The following is a 19315-nucleotide window of genomic DNA, read 5'->3' as shown; positions in this document are numbered from 1 at the left end:
ACCGCACCCAATGCGGGCGTGCAAGGGCGACGCGCTCCACGCGCGGCGTGCATAAGCCATGTGAATACCCCTCTGCGGCGGGTTCCCGCCATCGTTCTGCCGGCCATTGCACGGCAGGCGGAAGGGCGTGTCCAATCGTATGTTTGGAAGCGAGGTATAAAATTAATTTATCACCCTTGCAGCAGCGCCGTCCGCTCCTCCTCGGCGACCTGCTGGGCCATGCGGGCGATGACCCGCGCGGGATAGCTTTCCGGCCCGTCGATCCAACTGGCGGTGAAGCTCAGATCCGGCAGCGGATCGGAGACGACATCGAGCAGGCGCAATTCTCCGCGCGCGAGTTCCCGCCCCAGAAAAACCGGGGTGATCACGGCGGCGCCGATCCCGTCGAGCACCATGCGCACCACCATGGACAGCGAGGCGCTGCCATACATGCGCGGCGTGGAAATACCGGCGCGCATCAGCATGTCGCGGACCACGCGATAGGGCGAGGAATTGGAGGAATAGGTGATGATCGGCAGCGTTGCGGCGTCCGCGAGCGTCACCGGACCCGGGCCGAGCGGGATGTCGCGTTTCACCACCCAGGCCAGCGGATAGCTGCACAGCGGCAGATTTTCCACCCGCGCCTCCAGGACCGGCCCCATCAGGAAGGCGAGGTCGATCTGCCGGCCCATCAGGTGGGTCTGCAGGACATGGGTGCTGTCCACCTCGATCTCGAGGACCATGGCGGGATACGCCGAATGGACCTGTTCGATGAGGCGCGGCAGCCAGGTCTGGACGATGGTCTCGGCCACGCCGATGCGCAGCCGGCCGCTCATCGTCGTCTGGTCGCGTGCCGCGCGGATCATGTCCTGGCGCGCCTCGATGAGGCGTTCGGCATGGGCGAGCAATTCCTGGCCCTTGGCCGTCAGCTTGACGCCGCGGGCGTCGCGCTCGAACAGCCGGACGCCCAAGGCCGCCTCCAGCGACGCGATGCGCTGCGATACCGCCGGCTGCGTGGTGCCGAGCTTCTCGGAGGCGGCCCGAAGGCTGCCGAGTGCGGCCGCCCAGAAGAAGGTCTCGATGTTGCGCAGATCGATCATCCCGCGATCATGCGCGGGATCCGCGGGCGGCACAAAGGGCGGTTGGCCGGCGTGTCGGCCCGTCGTACATCTGGCCTGGGCGCTTCTTCAATGTATATGTTGCATTCATGGTTCAGGCTAACATTCATCTTTAAATGAAAGATTGATATTTAATTGTAGAATACGCAGATATATTAATAATGATATTCAATTTTAATTATTTCAATACTTAAATAGAACAATCAATTTCGGATGTCACAGAGATGTAATCAGATGAAAGAATCTGAAAGAAGTCATCGCTTTACGGCGAAGGTGGATATGTTAATTGCCTGTCTCGAGGGTGTTCTTTTATGGGGCTAGACGTGCGCTGCCTCCTATGGGGCGGCGCCGAACGTCGTTCTATGTTCTGCGTTTGGAGGGGTCATGCAATTGCGGAAAGGGCTTCTTTCAGGGGTCAGCGCCGTCCCGTTGCTCATGTCCTGCGCTTGGCTCGCCGCCGTGCCGGCGGCGGCGCAAGACTCCTCCCTCTTCAAGGTGGAGAAAGGCGCGGATGGGAAGGATTGGTACTGGGCCCCGCGTCCCGGCGGTCGTGACCCGGTCGATTCGACGCCCGGCGCCCCCGGCGGCGACGTCTCCCTGACCGCGACCGTTTCGAATGTCGGTACGCCAGCCAAGTCTACCATTGTCGAAGTGGGATCCGTGGGCGGCAAAGGCACTCTGGGGGAGGAGTTCTCCGCGGGGGGCGTTTCGGGGTCGACGATCTATTACACGCCGGGCAAGGACGGCGGACGCGCGGGCAACGTCGCTTTGACGCTGACCGGGGCCGTGGTCGGCAATGCGACGCTTTCGACCGACACGGCGCTTGTGTCCATCTATTCGGTCGGCGGCGATGGCATGGTCGGGCGCGACGGACCCGGCGGCCCCGGCGCACCGGGCAAAGGCGGGCAGGCCGGAACCGTGATGCTCGACCTTGGGGCGACGGTGTCGACCACCGGGGACCATTTCGGCGCTGTCTGGGCGAAGTCGCTCGGGGGCCAGACCGGCAAGAATGCCTCCAATGCATGGGCCATCGGCGTGTCCAGCGCGAACGCCGCCAAATATCCCGGTGCGGATGGCAATGGCGTCTTGGTCACTCTGGGACAGAGCGCGGTCGTCTCCACGCACGGGAGCTACGCGCCCGGCGTCATCGCCGAATCGATCGGGGGTGCCGGTCTCGATGGAGGCACATACACGAACATCCTGCCGGGGGCGGGTCAGGGGGGCGCCGTCACGTTCACGAATACCGGCAAGATCGTGACGGACGGGAAGACGTCCACCGGTGTGCTTCTGCAATCGGTCGGCGGCCGCGGCGGCCGGCAGGTCGCCATCGTTTCATCCGGCGACTATACCGGAGCTGCCGGAGGGGGAGCGGGGGGACAGGCCGGCAATGGCGGGACGGTCACCGCGGTGCAGGCGGGATCGGTCGAGACGAAGCAGGACTATTCCTTCGGGCTCGCCGCGATGTCCATGGGCGGCGTGGGCGGAGATGGCGCGCGGGCGACGGGCGGCCGGCCGGGCGGAAATGGCGGCAATGCTGGAAACGGCGGTACGGTGGAGGTCTCCCAGACCGGCTCGATCACCACGCGGGGCGAGGGGTCGATTGCCCTTCTGGCGCAGAGCCTCGGTGGCGGCGGCGCGGTCAACGCGTTCCAGCGGGCCGACATCAAGCCCGGATCGGTCACCGGCGGGGGAGCCGGCGGCGGCAGTTCCTCGGCGTTCTGGCCGGCAGGGCAGGGGGGCACAGGCGGCGCCGGCGGGAGTGGCGGGACCGTTTCCGTGGTCAATGACGGCAGCCTCCTCACCGAAGGTGATGGCGCGATGGGCATGCTGCTTCAGAGTGTCGGCGGCGGCGGCGGCGCGGGCGGCGGCTCCAAATCCGTATTCAGTATCGTTCTCGGCACCGCTGCCGGCGGCAGCGGCGGCGGCGGCGGCAATGGCGGCCTCGTGGAAGTGAAGGCCTCGTCCGCAAACGTGCTGGGACAGAGTGGACTCCCGTCCATCACCACCAAAGGCAATGCCGCGAGCGGCGTCGTCGCCCAAAGCGTCGGCGGCGGCGGCGGTTCGGGCGGGGCGGCCCAGGCAGGGTCGGCGGGGCTCGTCCTGTCCTTGTCGTACGCCGTGGGCGGAGCTGGCGGAAAGGGCGGCAATGGCGGTTCCGTCTTGGTGGACAACACCTCGCTCATCGCGACATCCGGCAAGGAATCGCACGGCATCGAGGCCCGCAGCGTCGGCGGCGGGGGCGGGCGCGCGGGCGACGCATCGGCGTCCGCCATCGCCGCCTCTCCTCCCAATATCCCGTCCTTCAGCTTCACCTATGCCGTCGGCGGGAGCGGCGGCGACGGCGGTGCAGGCGGCTCCGTCTCGGTCCGCAACGCGTCGGCGATCACGACCAAGGGAGAAAAGGCCTACGGAATCCTCGCCACCAGCATCGGCGGCGGCGGCGGCAATGCGGGCGCCGCATCGGCCCTCTCGGATGTGGCGGGCGTGTTCAGGAATTTCGCTCTCTCCGTCGGTATGGGGGGAAGCGGCGGCGGCGGCGGCCATGGCGACCTCGTCAGCGTCGTCAATGAGAAATCCATCGAGACGATGGGGGCCTTCTCCACCGGAATCATGGCGGTCAGCATCGGCGGCGGCGGCGGTGACGGCGGCTCGGGAAGCGCGTCGGCGAAAAAAGGCGTCACGACCGATAATCCCATCGCTGCGGTCTGGTCCGAATCCCTCCCGGTTGCGGATGCGTATTCGCTTAAGTTCGCCGTCGGCGGGTCGGGGGGGAACGGCGGCAATGGCGGTCTCGTCCTCGTGAACAATGTCGGATCGATCCGGACGTGGGCGAACGAGTCCAAGGGGATTATCGCCCAATCCATCGGCGGCGGTGGCGGCAATGGCGGCGGGTATCTCAGCAGCGGCGCGGGCGAATTCGCCGGCAGCCTGTCGGTGGGCGGCTCGGGCGGCGGCGGGGGGGCGGGCGGAAAGGTCTCCGTGGGCAATTCCGCATATGCAATCGTGAAGACCAGCGGAGACGGCTCTGCAGCAATTTTTGCGCAGAGCATCGGCGGCGGCGGCGGCAGCGGCGGCGCGATGTCCGGCGCCAAGAAAAGCGGGGCGGTGCCCGGCGCCGTGCAGGCGACGACCGACGCCGTGGTTCAGTTCGCGGATGAGATTTTCAAGATCAACAAGACCGTCGTTTCGCAAGCCGAGGGGGCCAAGCTCGATATTGAATTCTTCAACAAGAAGGGGACAAGTCAGGAAAATTTGAAGAGCGCCAAGGAGGTTCTCGACCTTTTTAAGACGGCATGGGATTCTTATAAGTCAGATATCAAGAAAAACGAAGATATAAGAAAGCAAAATGAGGATCGAGCGAAAAGGGGGCTGCCGCTTCTTGCGGAGATACCGGTAGAGGAGAGTGTCGCGAAGGCCATGTATGAGGCCGTCAAAGGGGACGTTTTGAATACGTTCAAGTCCCAATTTACTGACGGGCTCAAATCTGGAATTCAAGAGCTGGTCGGCAAGGCGCCGAAATCGACGACGAACCCCACCTCCGTTACCGTGAGCATCGGCGGCAGCGGCGGAGATGGCGGGGTCGGCGGGGAGGTCGAGATTCGCAATGCGGGACAACTCGTCACCGAAGGCAACATCTCCTACGGCATCTTCGCGCAGAGCATCGGCGGCGGTGGCGGCGCAGGCGGCGGCGGCGTAACCAACGGCGCCAACTTCTACAATATCGGCCTCGCGATCGGCGGGTCGGGGGGCTCCGGTGGAGCCGGCGGATCGGTCTCCGTGACCAATTCCGGCAGCATTTCGACCCTCGGGGGCGGGTCGTTCGGCATCATGGCGCAATCGATCGGCGGCGGTGGCGGCGTGGGCGGCGGTGCGGCAAATTCCGATGCCGTCGCCTCCGTGTCGGCGGCCATCAATGTCGGCGGCATGACCGCGGCGCTCTCCAATGGCGGCGCCGTGGCCGTCACGAATACCGGGACCCTCGTGACCGCCGGCCAGGAAGCCCATGCCATCGTCGCGCAGAGCATCGGCGGCGGCGGCGGCGCCTATTTCCTGGACCGCAAATCTCCCGTCTCGGCGGACTTGCTGGTAAAATCTCAAGAACAGTACGATGCCTTGATGAAGGCCAACGAGATCCTGAAGGATCTCGGCCTCGGGGCCATCGAAGACTTTAGCGAGGCGGGACGGTCTTGGACGTCGATTATCCCGCCAATGGTGGCGTCAGCCACTATTGGTGGCCGCGCACGGGCCGATGAGGAAGGAAAAAACGGCGGCAATGGGGGAGAGGTGCGCCTGCGTCACGCCGGTGCGATCGAAACCACCGGGCTCGGCGCTTTCGGTCTCTTCGCCCAGTCGATCGGCGGCGGCGGCGGTTTCGGCGCGCATGCCGTTCCGGCTTCCGAGATCATTCGGAACACGGTCCTTGGCGGGACATCCGGCACCAAGGGCGATGGCGGCTTGGTCCTGATCGAATTGGCCAACAAATCCACGATCAAGACATCCGGAGCCGGCGCGACGGCGGTGTTCGCACAATCGATCGGCGGCGGTGGCGGCTATGCGGGAGCCGGCAAGGGGGCGGTCACGCTCGCGACCCCCACCGAGTGGACGAAATGGGTGACGGTCCCGGTCGGATCCCCCTTCGATGAAGGCGGGGAAACGGGATACTTCCTGACCCTCAAGCAAGGCGCGTCCGGCGATGGCGGGCAGGTCATCGTGCGATCGGCCAACGATGTGACCGGCAGCCGGTTCTCGATCGCGACCACCGGCGAACGCGCGCACGGCATCTTTGCCCAGAGCCTCGGCGGCGGCGGCGGCGCATGGTTCAATGTGGACGGCGGCAATATGCCTGCGCCCAACGCCACCGCGAGCCGGGACGCCTTGATGAAGGGGTCAGGGGGCGGCATCCGGGTCGACACGCGGGGAACCATTTCGGCGGTCGGCAAGGATTCTTACGCCATCTTCGCCCAGTCCGGCGTCCAGAAGGCCGACGGTTCGATCGATCCGACGCGGGAGATCAGAACCAACCCGTACGATTTGAGCGTCTCGATCATCCACGAAGGCACGCTTGAAGGCGGATCCGGCAGCGGCGCGGCCATCCGCATCGATGGCGGCCATAGAAACTATGTCCGCCTTTCGGCGCTGGATGGGGACAGCACGGTCAGCGCCGCTTCCGGAACCGCCATTCTCGGGTCCTTCGGAACGGACATCGTCGACAATTACAGCCGGGTGATCGGCGATATCGATCTCGGATCGGCGATGGCCGATCCCAACGTCTTCACCAACATGGCGCGCGGGACCTACCAAAGCCGCGCCGGGGATGGCAGCCTCAAGCTCGGCGTCGGCGGGCGGTTCGTCAATAACGGGATCCTCGATGTCGGCGGCGTCGGGACGCTCGCGACCCTCTCTGTGCGGGCGGCGGAATTCAAGCAAAGCGCGAGCGGCACCCTGCTCGTGGACGTCACCTCGACGCCGGCTCCGGGAGGCAGCCGGAGCGACCTCATCAATATCACCCCGGCCGACGGGAGGGCGACGCCCAACGCCATAACGCTCGACGGGGCGGTCAAGGTGAATGTGGTGGGCGGCCTGAGACGCGAAGAGTTCAAGGTTCTCTCCAGCGTCGAACGCCCGGCCGGGCGCATCGCGGCGAGCGGCGCCAGCGGCTTCTCCCCCTTCCGGTGGGAGACGCAGTTCGGCAGCGGGCTGTACGTGACCCCGCAAGCGAATTTCGGTCCGGTGGCTGGCCTGCCGGCGACGCCGAGCGAACAAGCCCTGATGCGCTATCTGCAGAATGCCTGGAACGCTCCCGTCAGCGACAAAATGGCGGAAAAGTTCGGGAATTTTGCGCGGGTCCCATCGGCGCAGGCCTACATGCAGGCGATCGACGGCTTTACGCCGGAGGAATCCGCCAGCACGCTGACCTACCAGACCATGAATGCCCGCACCTCGATGCACGCGGCGCTGAGCTGCCCCGTCTTCGAGGGTGCGAGCACGATGATGGAGGAAACCAATTGTGCATGGGCCCGCTTGATCGGAACCTGGACCCGGCAGACGGATTCCGCCGACGCGGCCGGTTATAACCAGACCGCCGTCACCTATCGCGTGGGCGTGCAGCGGGAGGTGATCGACAATTGGTTCGTCGGCGCCACCGCCGGCTTCACCCAATCCTGGCTCAGCGGCGCGGACGGCGAATCCTCCACCTCCGGAAACGGCATGGATGCGGCGCTTTCGCTCAAGCACCAGAACGGCCCGTGGCTGTTCGCCCTCTCGGGTCATCTCGGCTTCGGCAATTACGAGACCGACCGCGTCATCAATTATGGATCCGACGTCGATCTCACCAGCGGCACGGCCAACGTGCTCACCGGGGGCGGACGCTTCCGCGCCAGCTACGAATTCGCCTTCCCCACCTGGTATGTGAAGCCCTATGCCGATTTCGATCTGCTCTACACCTACATGCCGGCTTATTCGACCGAAGGTGCGGATGTGGTGCTGGACTATGCGTCCGCTCAGCAGTGGAACGTCGCCTTCAGCCCGAATGTCGAGATCGGCGGCAGGTTCGATCTGTCCCCGAGTCTGTGGCTCCGGCCCTATGGAACCGTCGGCATGACCTTCTTTGCAAAGGACAGCATGCCCGTCGGCGTCAGCCTTTCGGACGCCAGCGACCTGATCGGGGATTTCGTCACCGATGTGGGCATCCCCTCGACCCTGGTGAACCTGTCCGCCGGCTTGCAGCTCTTCGATACCAAAGGCTACGAAATCCGCGCGGAATACAAAGCGGACATCGGCGACAATTATCTCTCCCAGGAGCTGAGCGCGCGCCTGGCGGTGCAGTTCTGACGGTTCCGTCTGCGACGGCAGGGACGACTGCGGAGACCGGTGCGCCGTCCGCTTGGTCGCGCGGCATGCCAAAGAGGTCTGCAATCGCCTGACGCGCGGCGCCCCGACAAGACGATGGGCAAACAAAAAGGCTGCGCAGCGGGGGCTGCGCAGCCTTTGCGACAGGAAAGCCGCGGGACGATTTTCAGAACGACTTGACGACTTCCTCGGTGACCTTCTTGGCGTCGCCGAACAGCATCATGGTGTTGTCGCGGAAGAACAGTTCGTTCTCGACGCCGGCATAGCCCGAGCCCATGCCGCGCTTGATGAAGAGCACGGTCTTCGCCTTTTCGACATCGAGGATCGGCATCCCGTAAATGGCCGAGGTCGGGTCGGTCTTGGCGGCCGGGTTGGTCACGTCGTTGGCGCCGATGACGAAGGCGACGTCGGCCTGGGCGAACTCGGAATTGATGTCCTCCAGCTCGAAGACCTCGTCATAGGGCACCTGGGCTTCCGCCAGCAGCACGTTCATATGTCCGGGCATGCGGCCGGCCACCGGGTGGATGGCGTACTTCACCTCGACGCCCTCTTCCTTGAGGATGTCGGCCATCTCGCGCAAAGCGTGCTGCGCCTGGGCCACCGCCATGCCGTAGCCCGGCACGATGATGACCTTCTGCGCGTTCTTCATGATGTAGGCGGCATCCTCCGCCGAGCCGTGCTTGACGGGTCGGCTCTCCACCGCGCCCGCCGGCCCGCCGGTCGTCTCGCCGCCGAAGCCGCCGAGAATGACCGAGATGAAGGAGCGGTTCATGCCCTTACACATGATGTAGGACAGGATCGCGCCGGACGAGCCGACCAGCGCGCCGGTGATGATCAGCGCGGTGTTGCCGAGGGTGAAGCCGATGCCCGCCGCCGCCCATCCCGAATAGGAATTGAGCATCGAGACGACCACCGGCATGTCGGCGCCGCCGATCGGGATGATCAGCAGGCCGCCCAGCACCAGCGACAGGAGCGTGATGATCCAGAACAGCGGGATCGAGCCGGTCAGCACGAAGGCGATGATCAGCACCACCAGCAGAATGGCGAGGCCGGCATTGATGAGGTGCCGCATCGGCAGCATGATCGGCTTGCCCGACATGTTGCCGTTGAGCTTGGCGAAGGCGATGATCGAGCCGGTGAAGGTGATCGCGCCGATCGCGACGCCCAGCGACATCTCGATCAGGCTGGCGGCGTGCAGGTCGCCCGGCGTGCCGATGCCGAAGGCGGCCGGGGCATAGAGCGCGGCGGCCGCGACCAACACCGCCGCGAGGCCGACCAGCGAGTGGAAGGCGGCGACCAGTTGCGGCATGGCGGTCATGGCGATGCGCCGGGCCACCACGGCGCCGATGCCGCCGCCGATGCCGATGCCGGCGATGACGAGCACCCAGCCGAACAGGTCGGACGGGGGCGACAGCGCGAGCGTCGTCAGCACGGCGATGCCCATGCCGACCATGCCGAACAGATTGCCCTGCCGCGACGTGGTGGGATGCGACAGGCCGCGCAGCGCCAGAATGAACAGGATGCCCGCGACGAGGTAGAGGACGGCGGCGAGATTGGCGTTCATCGCTCAGTCCTCACTTCTTTTTTTGATACATGGCGAGCATGCGGCTGGTCACGAGGAACCCGCCGAATATGTTCACCGAGGCGAAGACGAGGGCGATGAAGCCGAACAGGCGCGCCCACAGGGAATGGCCGTCGTCGCCGACGGTCGTGACGCCCACCGCGAGCAGGGCGCCGACCACGATCACCGAGGAGATGGCGTTGGTCACGCTCATCAAGGGGGTGTGCAGAGCGGGGGTCACCGACCACACGACGTAATAGCCGACGAACACCGCCAGGACGAAGATGGCGAGGCGGAAGACGAACGGATCGATCGCCCCGCCGGTGGCGGCATGGGCGGCCGCGCCGAGCGCGGTGGCCGCCTGGTCTGCATAGATCTGCGCCGCCTCGGCCGCCTGGCGCGCGACTTCGGCTGCAGCGCGGGCCTGGGCGGCGGCGTCCACCGCTGTCTGGGCTGCGACGGGGCTGCTCATTGGACGGATCCCTCAACCTTGGGGGCGAAGTTCGGATGGACGATGGTATTGTCGCGCGTCAGCAGCGTCGCCTTCACCAGTTCGTCGTCCCACTTCACGGCGAGCGTCTTGGACGCCTTGTCGATCATGGTCTCGAGGAAGGCGTAGAGGTTCTTGGCGTAGAGCTGCGAGGCGGAGGCCGCGATGCGGCCCGGCATGTTGAGATGCCCGATGATCTTCACGCCGTTCACCTCGGCGATCTGGCCGGGCAGGGCGCCCTCGACATTGCCGCCGCGCTCGACCGCGAGATCGACGATCACCGAGCCGGGCTTCATGCTCGCCACCATGGCGGCGGACACGAGCTTTGGCGCCGGGCGGCCGGGGATCAAAGCGGTCGTGATGACCATGTCCTGCTTCTTGATGTGCTCGGCGACGAGGGCGGCCTGCTTGGCCTGGTACTCCGCCGACATCGGCTTGGCGTAGCCGGCCTTGGTTTCGGCCTGCTTGAACTCCTCGTCTTCCACCGCGACGAATTTGGCGCCGAGCGATTCCACCTGCTCCTTGGCGGCGGGGCGCACGTCGGTGGCGGTCACCACCGCGCCGAGCCGGCGGGCCGTGGCGATCGCCTGGAGGCCGGCGACGCCGGCGCCCATGACGAAGCAGCGCGCCGCGGGGATGGTCCCGGCGGCCGTCATCATCATCGGCAGCGCGCGGCCGAATTCGCCGGCGGCATCGATCACGGCGCGGTAGCCGGCGAGGTTCGCCTGGGAGGACAGAACGTCCATCACCTGGGCGCGGGTGATGCGGGGCATCAATTCCATCGCGAACGCCGCGAGCCCGGCATTGGCCATCGCCTGGAGCGCCCAATCGTTGCCGTAGGGGTCCATGATGGCGAGCACCAGCGCACCGGGCTTGTAGGCGGGAATTTCCGCATCGGTGGGGCGGCGCACCTTGAGCACCACGTCGGCGCCGTAGAGTGCGTCCTGCGCGGATGCGGCGATCGTCGCGCCGGCGGCCTGATAATCCGCGTCGAGGATGCCCGATTTGAGGCCGGCACCGGTCTCGACCGCCATTTCGGCGCCGAGGGCCACCAGCCGCTTGACCGTATCCGGGGTGGCAGCCACCCGCGGCTCGCCGAGATCAACCTCGGCGGGGACAGCGATTTTCATCTGAAACGTCTCCGGAGCCCGAGGGCGCTTCTCAGAGGAGGAAGAACCACATGAAGACCATGAGAATGGCGAGCGCGATTGTGCTCCATTTGGTCATGGTCGTGAACAGCGCGTAGGTGCGCGCGTGTTCCTCGTAATCATTGCCTTGGGCTGTGGTGTATTCCAGCGTGCCGTGGTCGGCCATGGCGGCAAAGTCCCCCTAGCGTGCGGTAGCTCTGGCCCTTTAACCGAGAAGGGCTTCTGTGGCAACTCGCTCTGGTGCACAGTATACCAAATCCCGCCCGTTTCAAGGCGGAAGCCGGCGGAGTTTCACGGGTTTTTGTTCTTGTTTTGTTCGGATGGCGCGCTACACTTTTCCCATGGATGCGCCTTACGAATCGAAGCTTTCCCGTGCGCGCCCGGTGCGGCCCGCCCAGCCCCTGCGGCACAGCGACGGGGCGGCGCGGCTGCAGGGTCCAGTGGAGGCCGGCACAAAAAAAAAGACGCAGGGGGAGCGCATTCTCGGCCGCCTGATGGCCGAGCGCGCGGCCCCCGCCGCGCCTCCCGCGGAAGATGCGGGCGGGAGCGCTGAACTCGGCACCTTGGTCGAGGGGGGGCGCCGCCGCGGGCGCGGCGCGGTGTCGAACGCGGCGGGGCGCTACGAGCCGGCCGCGCGCATCCTGTTCGACGACGGCTGGCAGGGCCTGGAAGATCTGCCGCCGTTCCGCACCGAAGTGACCGAGGAGCGGGCGCGCACCATCATCACCCGCAACCAGTCGCCCGACATCGCCTTCGATCGCTCGATCAACGCCTATCGCGGGTGCGAGCACGGCTGCATCTATTGCTTCGCCCGGCCGACCCACGCCTATCACGGGCTTTCGGCGGGGATCGATTTCGAGACCCGGCTGTTCGTCAAGCCGGATGCGCCGGAGCTCCTGGCACGCGAGCTGTCGCATCCCGCCTACACGCCCCGCACCATCGCCATCGGCACCAATACCGATCCCTATCAGCCGATCGAGAAGCGCTACGAGGTCACCCGCCGCATCCTCGAAGTGTTGCGGGATTTCGACCACCCGGTCGGCATCGTCACCAAATCGGGTCTGGTGGCGCGCGACATCGACATCCTCGCGCCGATGGCGGAACGCGGTCTGGTCAAGGTGGCGATTTCGGTGACCACGCTCGATCCCAAGCTGGCGCGCCTGATGGAGCCGCGCGCGGCGAGCCCGGGCCGGCGGCTCGAAACGATCCGGCGGCTGTCGGACGCCGGCATTCCCACCGCCGTCCTCACCGCGCCGCTGATCCCCGCGCTCAACGACATGGAGGTGGAGCGCATTCTCGACGCCGCCAAGGCGGCAGGGGCGAGCGAGGCCGGCTATGTCACGCTGCGCCTGCCCTTGGAAATCGCCGACCTGTTCAAGGAATGGCTGGTCACCCATTTCCCGGACAAAGCGCGGCACGTCATGACGCTGATGCGCGACATGAATGGCGGCAAGGATTACCATTCGGCCTTCGGCACGCGCGGCAAGGGCATCGGCCCTTATGCCTGGACCATCGGCCGCCGCTTCGAGATCGCCGCGCGCCGGCTCGGCCTCGCCGGGCGGGGGCTGAAGCTCACCACAGCGCATTTCCGCCGTCCGCCCGCATTGGGGGAGCAACTCAGCCTGTTCTGAATCCGGTCGGCGCGGTTCGACGGTCCGCGCGTGCATGCCACGTCTTGTCCGCCACCATTCCGCCGAACTCGCGCGCGAGGTGTGGGGACAATACGGTGAGGGCCATGGCTTATCGATTCGCGGTCCGCCTGTTCGGCGGCGTTCTGATTCTTCTCGGCGCCATGGGGGCGGCGCTGGCGCATCCCCATGTCTGGGTGACGATGCGCACCGATGTCGTGTACGGGCCGGACGGCATGATGACCGGCCTCAAGCAGGCCTGGACCTTCGACGAGGCCTTCACCGCCTTCGCGCTCCAGGGCATGGCGCGCAACAAGGACGGTTCTTATCCCGACAGCGTTCTGAAGCCGCTCGCCGAGGTGAATGTCACCTCGCTCAAGGAATACGACTATTTCGTCAAGGGAAAAACCGCCAAAGCCGGCCTCGTCTTCAAGGACCCGGTCGATTATTCGCTCACCTTCGCGAACGATGCGCTGACGCTGCATTTCGTCCTGCCGCTGGAAAAGCCGGTCCCGGCGAAGGGCTCCATGACCTTCGACATTTACGATCCGACCTATTTCGTCGCCTTCGCCTTTGCCGAGGCCGAGCCGGTGCGCCTCTCCGGCGCCCCCGCCGGCTGCAGTTTCAAGGTGGTGACGCCCGATCAGCCGCAGACCATGCAGCTCGGCGAATCCTTCTTCTCCGATCTCACCGCGTCGAGCACCTACGGCGCGCAATATGCCGATAAAATCCAGGTGCGGTGCCCGTGAGGCCATCCGGCCTGCGACGTCCGCTTCTGGTCCTGCTGCTCGCCGTCTGCGCGGGCGCGGCGCTCGATGCCGGGCTCGGCCATGCGCTTGCGCAGGCACTGGGCGGCGGGGCGAAGCCGACGCCGTTCGGCCTCGGCGCGACGGCCGGCGGGGCGGGCCCCGGCGGGATTACGGGATTTCTCATCGCCAAGCAGAGCGAGTTCTACCGCGCGCTGATCCAGGCGGTGCGGGCCGCGAAGGCGGACGGCAATGCCTTCGGCCTGCTCGCCGGCCTGTCCTTCGCCTATGGCGTGTTCCACGCCGCCGGCCCCGGCCATGGCAAAGCGGTGATCTCGGCCTATCTCCTCGCCGATGGCGGCACGTTGCGGCGCGGCATCGGCCTCGCCTTCGCCGCCGCCATGGTCCAGGCGCTGGCCGCCATCCTGTTCGTCGGCATCCTCGCTTTGGCACTCGGCGCGACCGCGCCCGTCATGGCCCGCGCCATGAATTGGGTGGAAATCGCCGCTTATGGCGGCATCGCCGCATTCGGCGCCTGGCTGGCTTTGCAGAAGGGACGGGTGCTGATCGCCGTGGCGCGGGGCCGGCCGGTGCCGGGCGGCCATGTCCACGGGCCGGACTGCGGCTGCATCGACAAGCATGCGCCGGATCCCCACCTGCTCGACGGTGCGGGCGGGCTGCGCCGCGCCGCCGTCGCGGTGATCTCGGCCGGCGCGCGCCCCTGCTCGGGCGCGATCCTGGTCCTGATCTTCGCGCTCTCCCAGGGGGTGCTGTGGAGCGGGGTGGCCGCGACGCTCGCGATGGGGGTCGGCACCGCGCTCACCGTCTCGGCGATCGCCATTCTCGCGGTCTATGGCAAGCAGCTCGCGGTGCGCCTCGCCGCCAAGGGCAGCGGCCGCGCGGCGCTGCTGATGCTGGGGGTGGAAGTGCTCGCGGCATTGGCCGTCATGGCCTTCGGCCTCGCGCTTCTGACCGGCTATCTCGCCAGCGAGCGCCTGCTGCCGGGTTGACGCTTCGCGCGGCTCCCCTTACCGCATGAATGTGCGGTCGCGCCCGGCGCTCCGCGCCGGAGGGGACATGTTTCAGACGGTCCAGGCGTGCCGTGCGGTCGCCGCCCTCTCGGTGGTGCTCTTCCATGCCTTCGCCGCGCTCTCGGCCGAGAAATACGGCGGATTGCGCATTCTCGGCGGCTTCCCCGCCGCGGGCGATCTCGGGGTCGACTTCTTCTTCGTCATCAGCGGGTTCGTGATCCTCTACGCGCATCGCGCCGATATCGGCGCCCCGGCGCGGCTGAAGCGCTATGTCTGGCGCCGCTTCCGTCGCATCTATCCGGTCTATTGGCTTTTCCACACCGTGCTGTTGCTCGCCATTCTGGCCGGAGCGAGCGCGGATGCGCACTTTTCCGCCCTCGACCTCCTGACCTCCTATTCGCTCGTCCGCGTCTCACCCACCAACACCGCCGTCGCCACCGCCTGGTCGCTGTTCAACGAGGTCTTCTTCTACGCGGTCTTCGCGGTGCTGATCGTCAACCGCAGGCTCGGCCTCGCACTGTTCGGGGCCTGGATCCTCGCAGTCATCGCCGCATCGCCGTTCAACCCGTCCGCCACGACCTTCGCCGGCGTCGCGCTGAACCTGATGAACCTGAACTTCGCTTTGGGCATCGCGGTCTATTTCGGTCTGCAACGGATCGCACCGCGCTATGGTCCCGTGATGACGCTCGGGTCTCTCGCCGTCCTCCTCCTCTGCCTGGTGTTCCTGGAGGGCGGCGGACTGCGCGAGGGCAATGTGTTCGTGCGCGCCGCGTTCGGCCTGCCGTTTGCAGGCGTGCTGCTGGGGCTTCTGCTGTGGGAGCGCGCCGGCCTTGCACGGGTGCCGGGTTGGCTCACCTTCCTCGGCGATGCCTCCTATACGATCTATCTGACCCATTTCGCGCTCGTCTCCCTGATGGCGAAGGTGGGCCTGCTCCTTGGGCTCCCCACGCTTTTGCCGCCCTTGCTCTATTGGCTGGCGATGAGCGCGGCGGCCGTCGCGGGTGGCGCCCTGCTCTATGTGCTGATCGAGAAGCCGCTGCTCCATCGCGTGCGCCGCGTCGGCGGCGGCCGGCCCGGGCTCCCGGCCGATGCGGCGGCGCCATGATGCAATGCACTAAAATTCGTCACGCCCGTGCTGGGGGCAATTTCGTTTCATAATCGTTTCAAACAACGAAATTGCCGGGCGTGGTCGACCGTGTCAGCCTGTCTTCAGACATCAAGACGGCCGCGGCCGGCGCCGGGAGGCGTCCCATGGAACTGAAGCCAGTCGCCCTCGACGACAAATACAACCTCGATACCGAACAGGTCTTCGTCACCGGCACGCAGGCCTTGGTGCGGCTCGCGCTGATGCAGAAGGCGCGCGACCGCCGCGCCGGCCTCAACACGGCGGGCTATGTCACCGGCTATCGCGGCTCCCCGCTCGGCGGCCTGGACCAGCAGTTCGGCCGTGCCGGCGCACTGCTGAAGGCCAACGACATCCTGTTCCAGTCAGGCCTCAACGAAGACCTCGCCGCCACCGCCTTGTGGGGCTCCCAGCAGGCGGAACTGCGGGGGGAGGGCAGATATGACGGGGTGTTCGGCCTCTGGTACGGCAAGGGTCCGGGCGTCGACCGCTCGGGCGACGTGTTCCGCCACGCCAACAATGCCGGCACCGCCCCGCATGGCGGCGTCCTCGCGCTCATGGGCGACGACCATACCTGCGAAAGCTCCACCACCGCGCATCAGAGCGAATTCCATTTCGTCGACGTGATGATCCCGGTGCTCAATCCCGCCGGCGTGCAGGAAATCCTCGATTACGGGCTCTATGGCTGGGCGCTCTCGCGCTATTCCGGTGCCTGGGTCGGGCTGAAGGCGGTGAAGGACACGATCGAATCGACCGGCATCGTCGACGGCCGGCTCGACCGCGTGCAGATCGTGCTGCCGCAGGATTTCGCCCTGCCGCCCGGCGGCCTCAACATCCGCCTCGGCGACACCGCGCTCGCCCAGGAGGAGCGCCTGCAGGAGCATAAGCGCGACGCGGTGCTCGCCTTCCTGCGCGCCAACTCTCTGAATCGTTTCGTCACCTCGGGCGGGGCGCGGCCGCGGATCGGCATCGCCACGGTCGGCAAGAGCTATCTCGACGTGCGTCTGGCGCTCGACGAACTCGGCATCGACGAGGTGCGCGCCAACGATCTCGGCCTGCGCATCTGGAAGGTGGCCTGCCCCTGGCCGCTGGAGACGCAGGGGCTGCGCGCCTTCGCGCGCGGGCTCGATCTGATCATGGTGGTGGAGGAGAAGCGCTCCCTCATCGAAGTTCAGGTGCGCGAGGAATTGTACGGCACCGCCGACCAGCCGGTCTGCATCGGCAAGAAGGACGAAGCGGGCCGGTGGCTGTTCCCGGTCAAGGGTGCGCTCGATCCCAACGACATCGCCATCGCGCTCGGCAAGAGGCTGCTCGCTTATGGCGACATCCCCGACATCGCGGCCCGCGTCGCGGCGCTGGAGGAGGCGCAGCGCACCTTGGCGGCGACCGCCGACGTCGCGACCCGCATTCCCTATTTCTGCTCCGGCTGTCCCCACAACACGTCCACCCGCGTGCCGGAGGGCATGCGCGCTTATGCCGGCATCGGCTGCCATTACATGGTGCAATGGATGGACCGGGAGACCACCGGCTTCACCCAGATGGGCGGGGAGGGGGCCAATTGGATCGGCGAAGCGCCGTTCTCCACGCGCGGCCACGTGTTCCAGAATCTCGGCGACGGCACCTACAACCATTCGGGCTATCTGGCGCTGCGCGCTTCCGTCGCCGCGAAGGTCAACGTCACCTACAAGATCCTGTTCAACGACGCGGTCGCGATGACCGGCGGCCAGCATCACGAGGGCGACCTCACCGTCCCGGCGATCGCCCGGCAGGTCGCGGCCGAGGGCGTCCGGCGGGTCGTGGTGGTCACCGACGAGCCGGAGAAATATCCCGCCGGGACGGACTGGCCCGCCGGCCTCACCATCCATCATCGCGACGAACTGGAGCACGTGCAGCGGGAGCTCGCTGCCATTCCCGGCGCCACCGTGCTGATCTACGACCAGACCTGCGCCTCCGAGAAGCGGCGCCGCCGCAAGCGCGGCCAATTCCCGGACCCGGACAAGCGCGTCATCATCAATGAGCGGGTGTGCGAGGGCTGCGGCGATTGCGGGGTCCAGTCGAATTGCGTTTCGGTCCAGCCGCTGGAAACCGAATGGGGCCGCAAGCGGGAGATCGACCAATCGTCCTGCAACAAGGATTTTTCCTGCGTGAACGGTTTCTGCCCGTCTTTCGTGACGGTGCACGGGGCGAAGCCGCGCAAGCGCGCGGGCGTCGCCACGGGGGCGCGGGACGGTGACACGCCGCCCGGCGAAGCCTGGGACCTGCCCGAGCCGGCGCAGCCCGCCTTTGCCGGCACCTACGGCATCATCGCCACCGGCATCGGCGGCACCGGCGTCGTCACGATCGGCGCCATTCTCGGCATGGCCGCCCATCTCGAGGGCAAGGCCTGCGGCATGATCGACATGGCCGGCCTCGCCCAGAAAGGCGGCGCGGTCTACAGCCACATCCGCATCGCCGCCGCCCCCGACGACATTACGGCGATCCGCATTCCCGCGCGCGGTGCCGATCTGGTGCTCGGCGGCGACCTGGTCGTCGCTGGCACAAAGAAGGTGCTCGCGGCGGTGAAGCCGGGCCGCACCATCGTCGTCGTCAACACCCATGAGGTGCTGCCGGGCGACTTCACCCGCGACGCGGATTATTCGCTGCCGACGATCCGACTGAAGCGCACCATCGCCCAGGCGGCCGGGCCGGAAAACACGCACCTGATCGAAGCGACGCGGCTCGCCACCGCGCTGTTCGGCAATTCGCTGGCGCAGAACATCTTCATGGTCGGCTATGCCTACCAGTTCGGCGCGCTCCCGCTCTCCGCCGCGGCGATCCTGAAGGCGATCGAGCTGAACGGCGAAGCGGTGGCGATGAATCAGGCCGCCTTCCTGTGGGGCCGCCGCGCGGCCCATGACCCGGCGCGCGTGGAGGGGCTGATCGGACCGGCGCAGGCGGCCACCGATGCGCGCCGCCTCTCCGGCTCGCTGGAGGAGACGATCGCCCGCCGCGTCGACGCGCTCACGGCCTATCAGAGCGCGCGCTATGCCGCCCGCTACCGGGCTCTCGTCGAGGCCGTCCAGGCCGCCGAGGCGCAGCGCGCCCCAAGCCGGTCGGGCCTTGCCGAGGCGGTCGCGCGCAACCTCTACAAGCTGATGGCCTACAAGGACGAATACGAGGTCGCGCGGCTCTATGCCGATGGCGAATTCCTGAAGCAGGTGGATGCGGCGTTCGAGGGCGACCTGTCCTTCGAGTTCCACCTCGCCCCGCCACTGCTCGCCAAGCGTGACCCGACGACCGGGGTGCCGCGCAAGATGCGCTTCGGCCCCCGCATGATGAAGGCCTTCGCCGTTCTGGCCAAGTTCCGCGCCCTGCGCGGCACGCCGCTGGATCCGTTCGGCTATGCGCAGGAGCGTCGCACGGAGCGCGCGCTGATCCGCGCTTACGAGGCGCTCATCGGCGAGCTCGTCGGCACGCTGGACCTCGCGAACCACGCTTATGCGGTGGCGCTCGCTTCGATCCCGGACAAGATCCGCGGCTACGGCCATGTGAAGGCGCGCCACCTCGCCGCCGCCAAGGCCGAGGAAGCGGACCTTCTGGCCAAGTTCCGGGCGCCCACCGCGGCGCCGGCGCAGGCGGCGGAATAGCGCCGGCCCGTCAGAT

The 19315-nt window shown here is 66.8% G+C and carries 11 protein-coding genes; 6 read left to right on the top strand and 5 right to left on the bottom strand.

Features of this window, described 5'->3' with window-relative positions; genetic code table 11:
• Positions 1-170 precede the first annotated feature (170 nt).
• Positions 171-1079, bottom strand: coding sequence for a LysR family transcriptional regulator (locus EDC64_RS01365; protein WP_132028933.1), 909 nt, complete (start codon positions 1077-1079; stop codon positions 171-173).
• Between the two features lie 402 nt (positions 1080-1481).
• On the opposite strand from EDC64_RS01365, the gene EDC64_RS01360 reads away from it, so the two are divergent.
• Positions 1482-7928, top strand: a complete 6447-nt coding sequence (locus EDC64_RS01360) for an autotransporter outer membrane beta-barrel domain-containing protein (RefSeq protein ID WP_132028930.1) — start codon at positions 1482-1484, stop codon at positions 7926-7928.
• Positions 7929-8112: 184 nt separating this feature from the next.
• Here EDC64_RS01360 and EDC64_RS01355 read toward each other — a convergent pair whose 3' ends face one another.
• From EDC64_RS01355 to EDC64_RS01340, 4 genes are read right to left on the bottom strand one after another with little or no spacing between them, the layout of a single operon-like run.
• Positions 8113-9510 carry an NAD(P)(+) transhydrogenase (Re/Si-specific) subunit beta gene (locus tag EDC64_RS01355; protein WP_132028927.1) on the bottom strand — a complete coding sequence of 466 codons (1398 nt, stop codon included), beginning with the start codon at positions 9508-9510 and terminating at the stop codon, positions 8113-8115.
• A gap of 10 nt (positions 9511-9520) precedes the next feature.
• Entirely contained in the window at positions 9521-9979 is a 459-nt protein-coding gene (locus EDC64_RS01350) for a proton-translocating transhydrogenase family protein (RefSeq protein ID WP_132028925.1), read from the bottom strand.
• Positions 9976-11127: a Re/Si-specific NAD(P)(+) transhydrogenase subunit alpha gene (locus EDC64_RS01345; protein WP_132028922.1), complete on the bottom strand. Its 1152-nt coding sequence runs from the start codon at positions 11125-11127 to the stop codon at positions 9976-9978. The genes EDC64_RS01350 and EDC64_RS01345 overlap by 4 nt, the downstream gene beginning before the upstream one ends.
• A 31-nt stretch (positions 11128-11158) precedes the next feature.
• A complete protein-coding gene (locus EDC64_RS01340) occupies positions 11159-11311 on the bottom strand; it encodes an aa3-type cytochrome c oxidase subunit IV (RefSeq protein WP_132028919.1) in 153 nt (50 codons plus the stop codon).
• Positions 11312-11639: 328 nt separating this feature from the next.
• Between EDC64_RS01340 and EDC64_RS01335 the strand changes: the two genes are divergently transcribed.
• From EDC64_RS01335 to EDC64_RS01315, 5 genes are all read left to right on the top strand, one after another.
• Entirely contained in the window at positions 11640-12776 is a 1137-nt protein-coding gene (locus EDC64_RS01335) for a PA0069 family radical SAM protein (RefSeq protein WP_132029967.1), read from the top strand.
• Between the two features lie 104 nt (positions 12777-12880).
• A complete protein-coding gene (locus tag EDC64_RS01330) occupies positions 12881-13522 on the top strand; it encodes a DUF1007 family protein (protein WP_132028916.1) in 642 nt (213 codons plus the stop codon).
• Positions 13519-14529: a nickel/cobalt transporter gene (locus EDC64_RS01325; RefSeq protein WP_245504478.1), complete on the top strand. Its 1011-nt coding sequence runs from the start codon at positions 13519-13521 to the stop codon at positions 14527-14529. Before EDC64_RS01330 ends, EDC64_RS01325 begins: the two co-directional genes overlap by 4 nt.
• A 67-nt stretch (positions 14530-14596) precedes the next feature.
• On the top strand, positions 14597-15655 hold the full coding sequence (locus EDC64_RS01320) for an acyltransferase family protein (RefSeq protein ID WP_165933598.1): 1059 nt from the start codon (positions 14597-14599) through the stop codon (positions 15653-15655).
• Positions 15656-15801: 146 nt separating this feature from the next.
• Positions 15802-19299, top strand: a complete 3498-nt coding sequence (locus EDC64_RS01315) for an indolepyruvate ferredoxin oxidoreductase family protein (protein WP_132028907.1) — start codon at positions 15802-15804, stop codon at positions 19297-19299.
• The last annotated feature ends 16 nt before the right edge of the window (positions 19300-19315 follow it).

The organism is Aquabacter spiritensis (assembly GCF_004346185.1).
Classification (GTDB): domain Bacteria; phylum Pseudomonadota; class Alphaproteobacteria; order Rhizobiales; family Xanthobacteraceae; genus Aquabacter; species Aquabacter spiritensis.
This window is presented reverse-complemented; position numbering and strand designations above follow the sequence as displayed.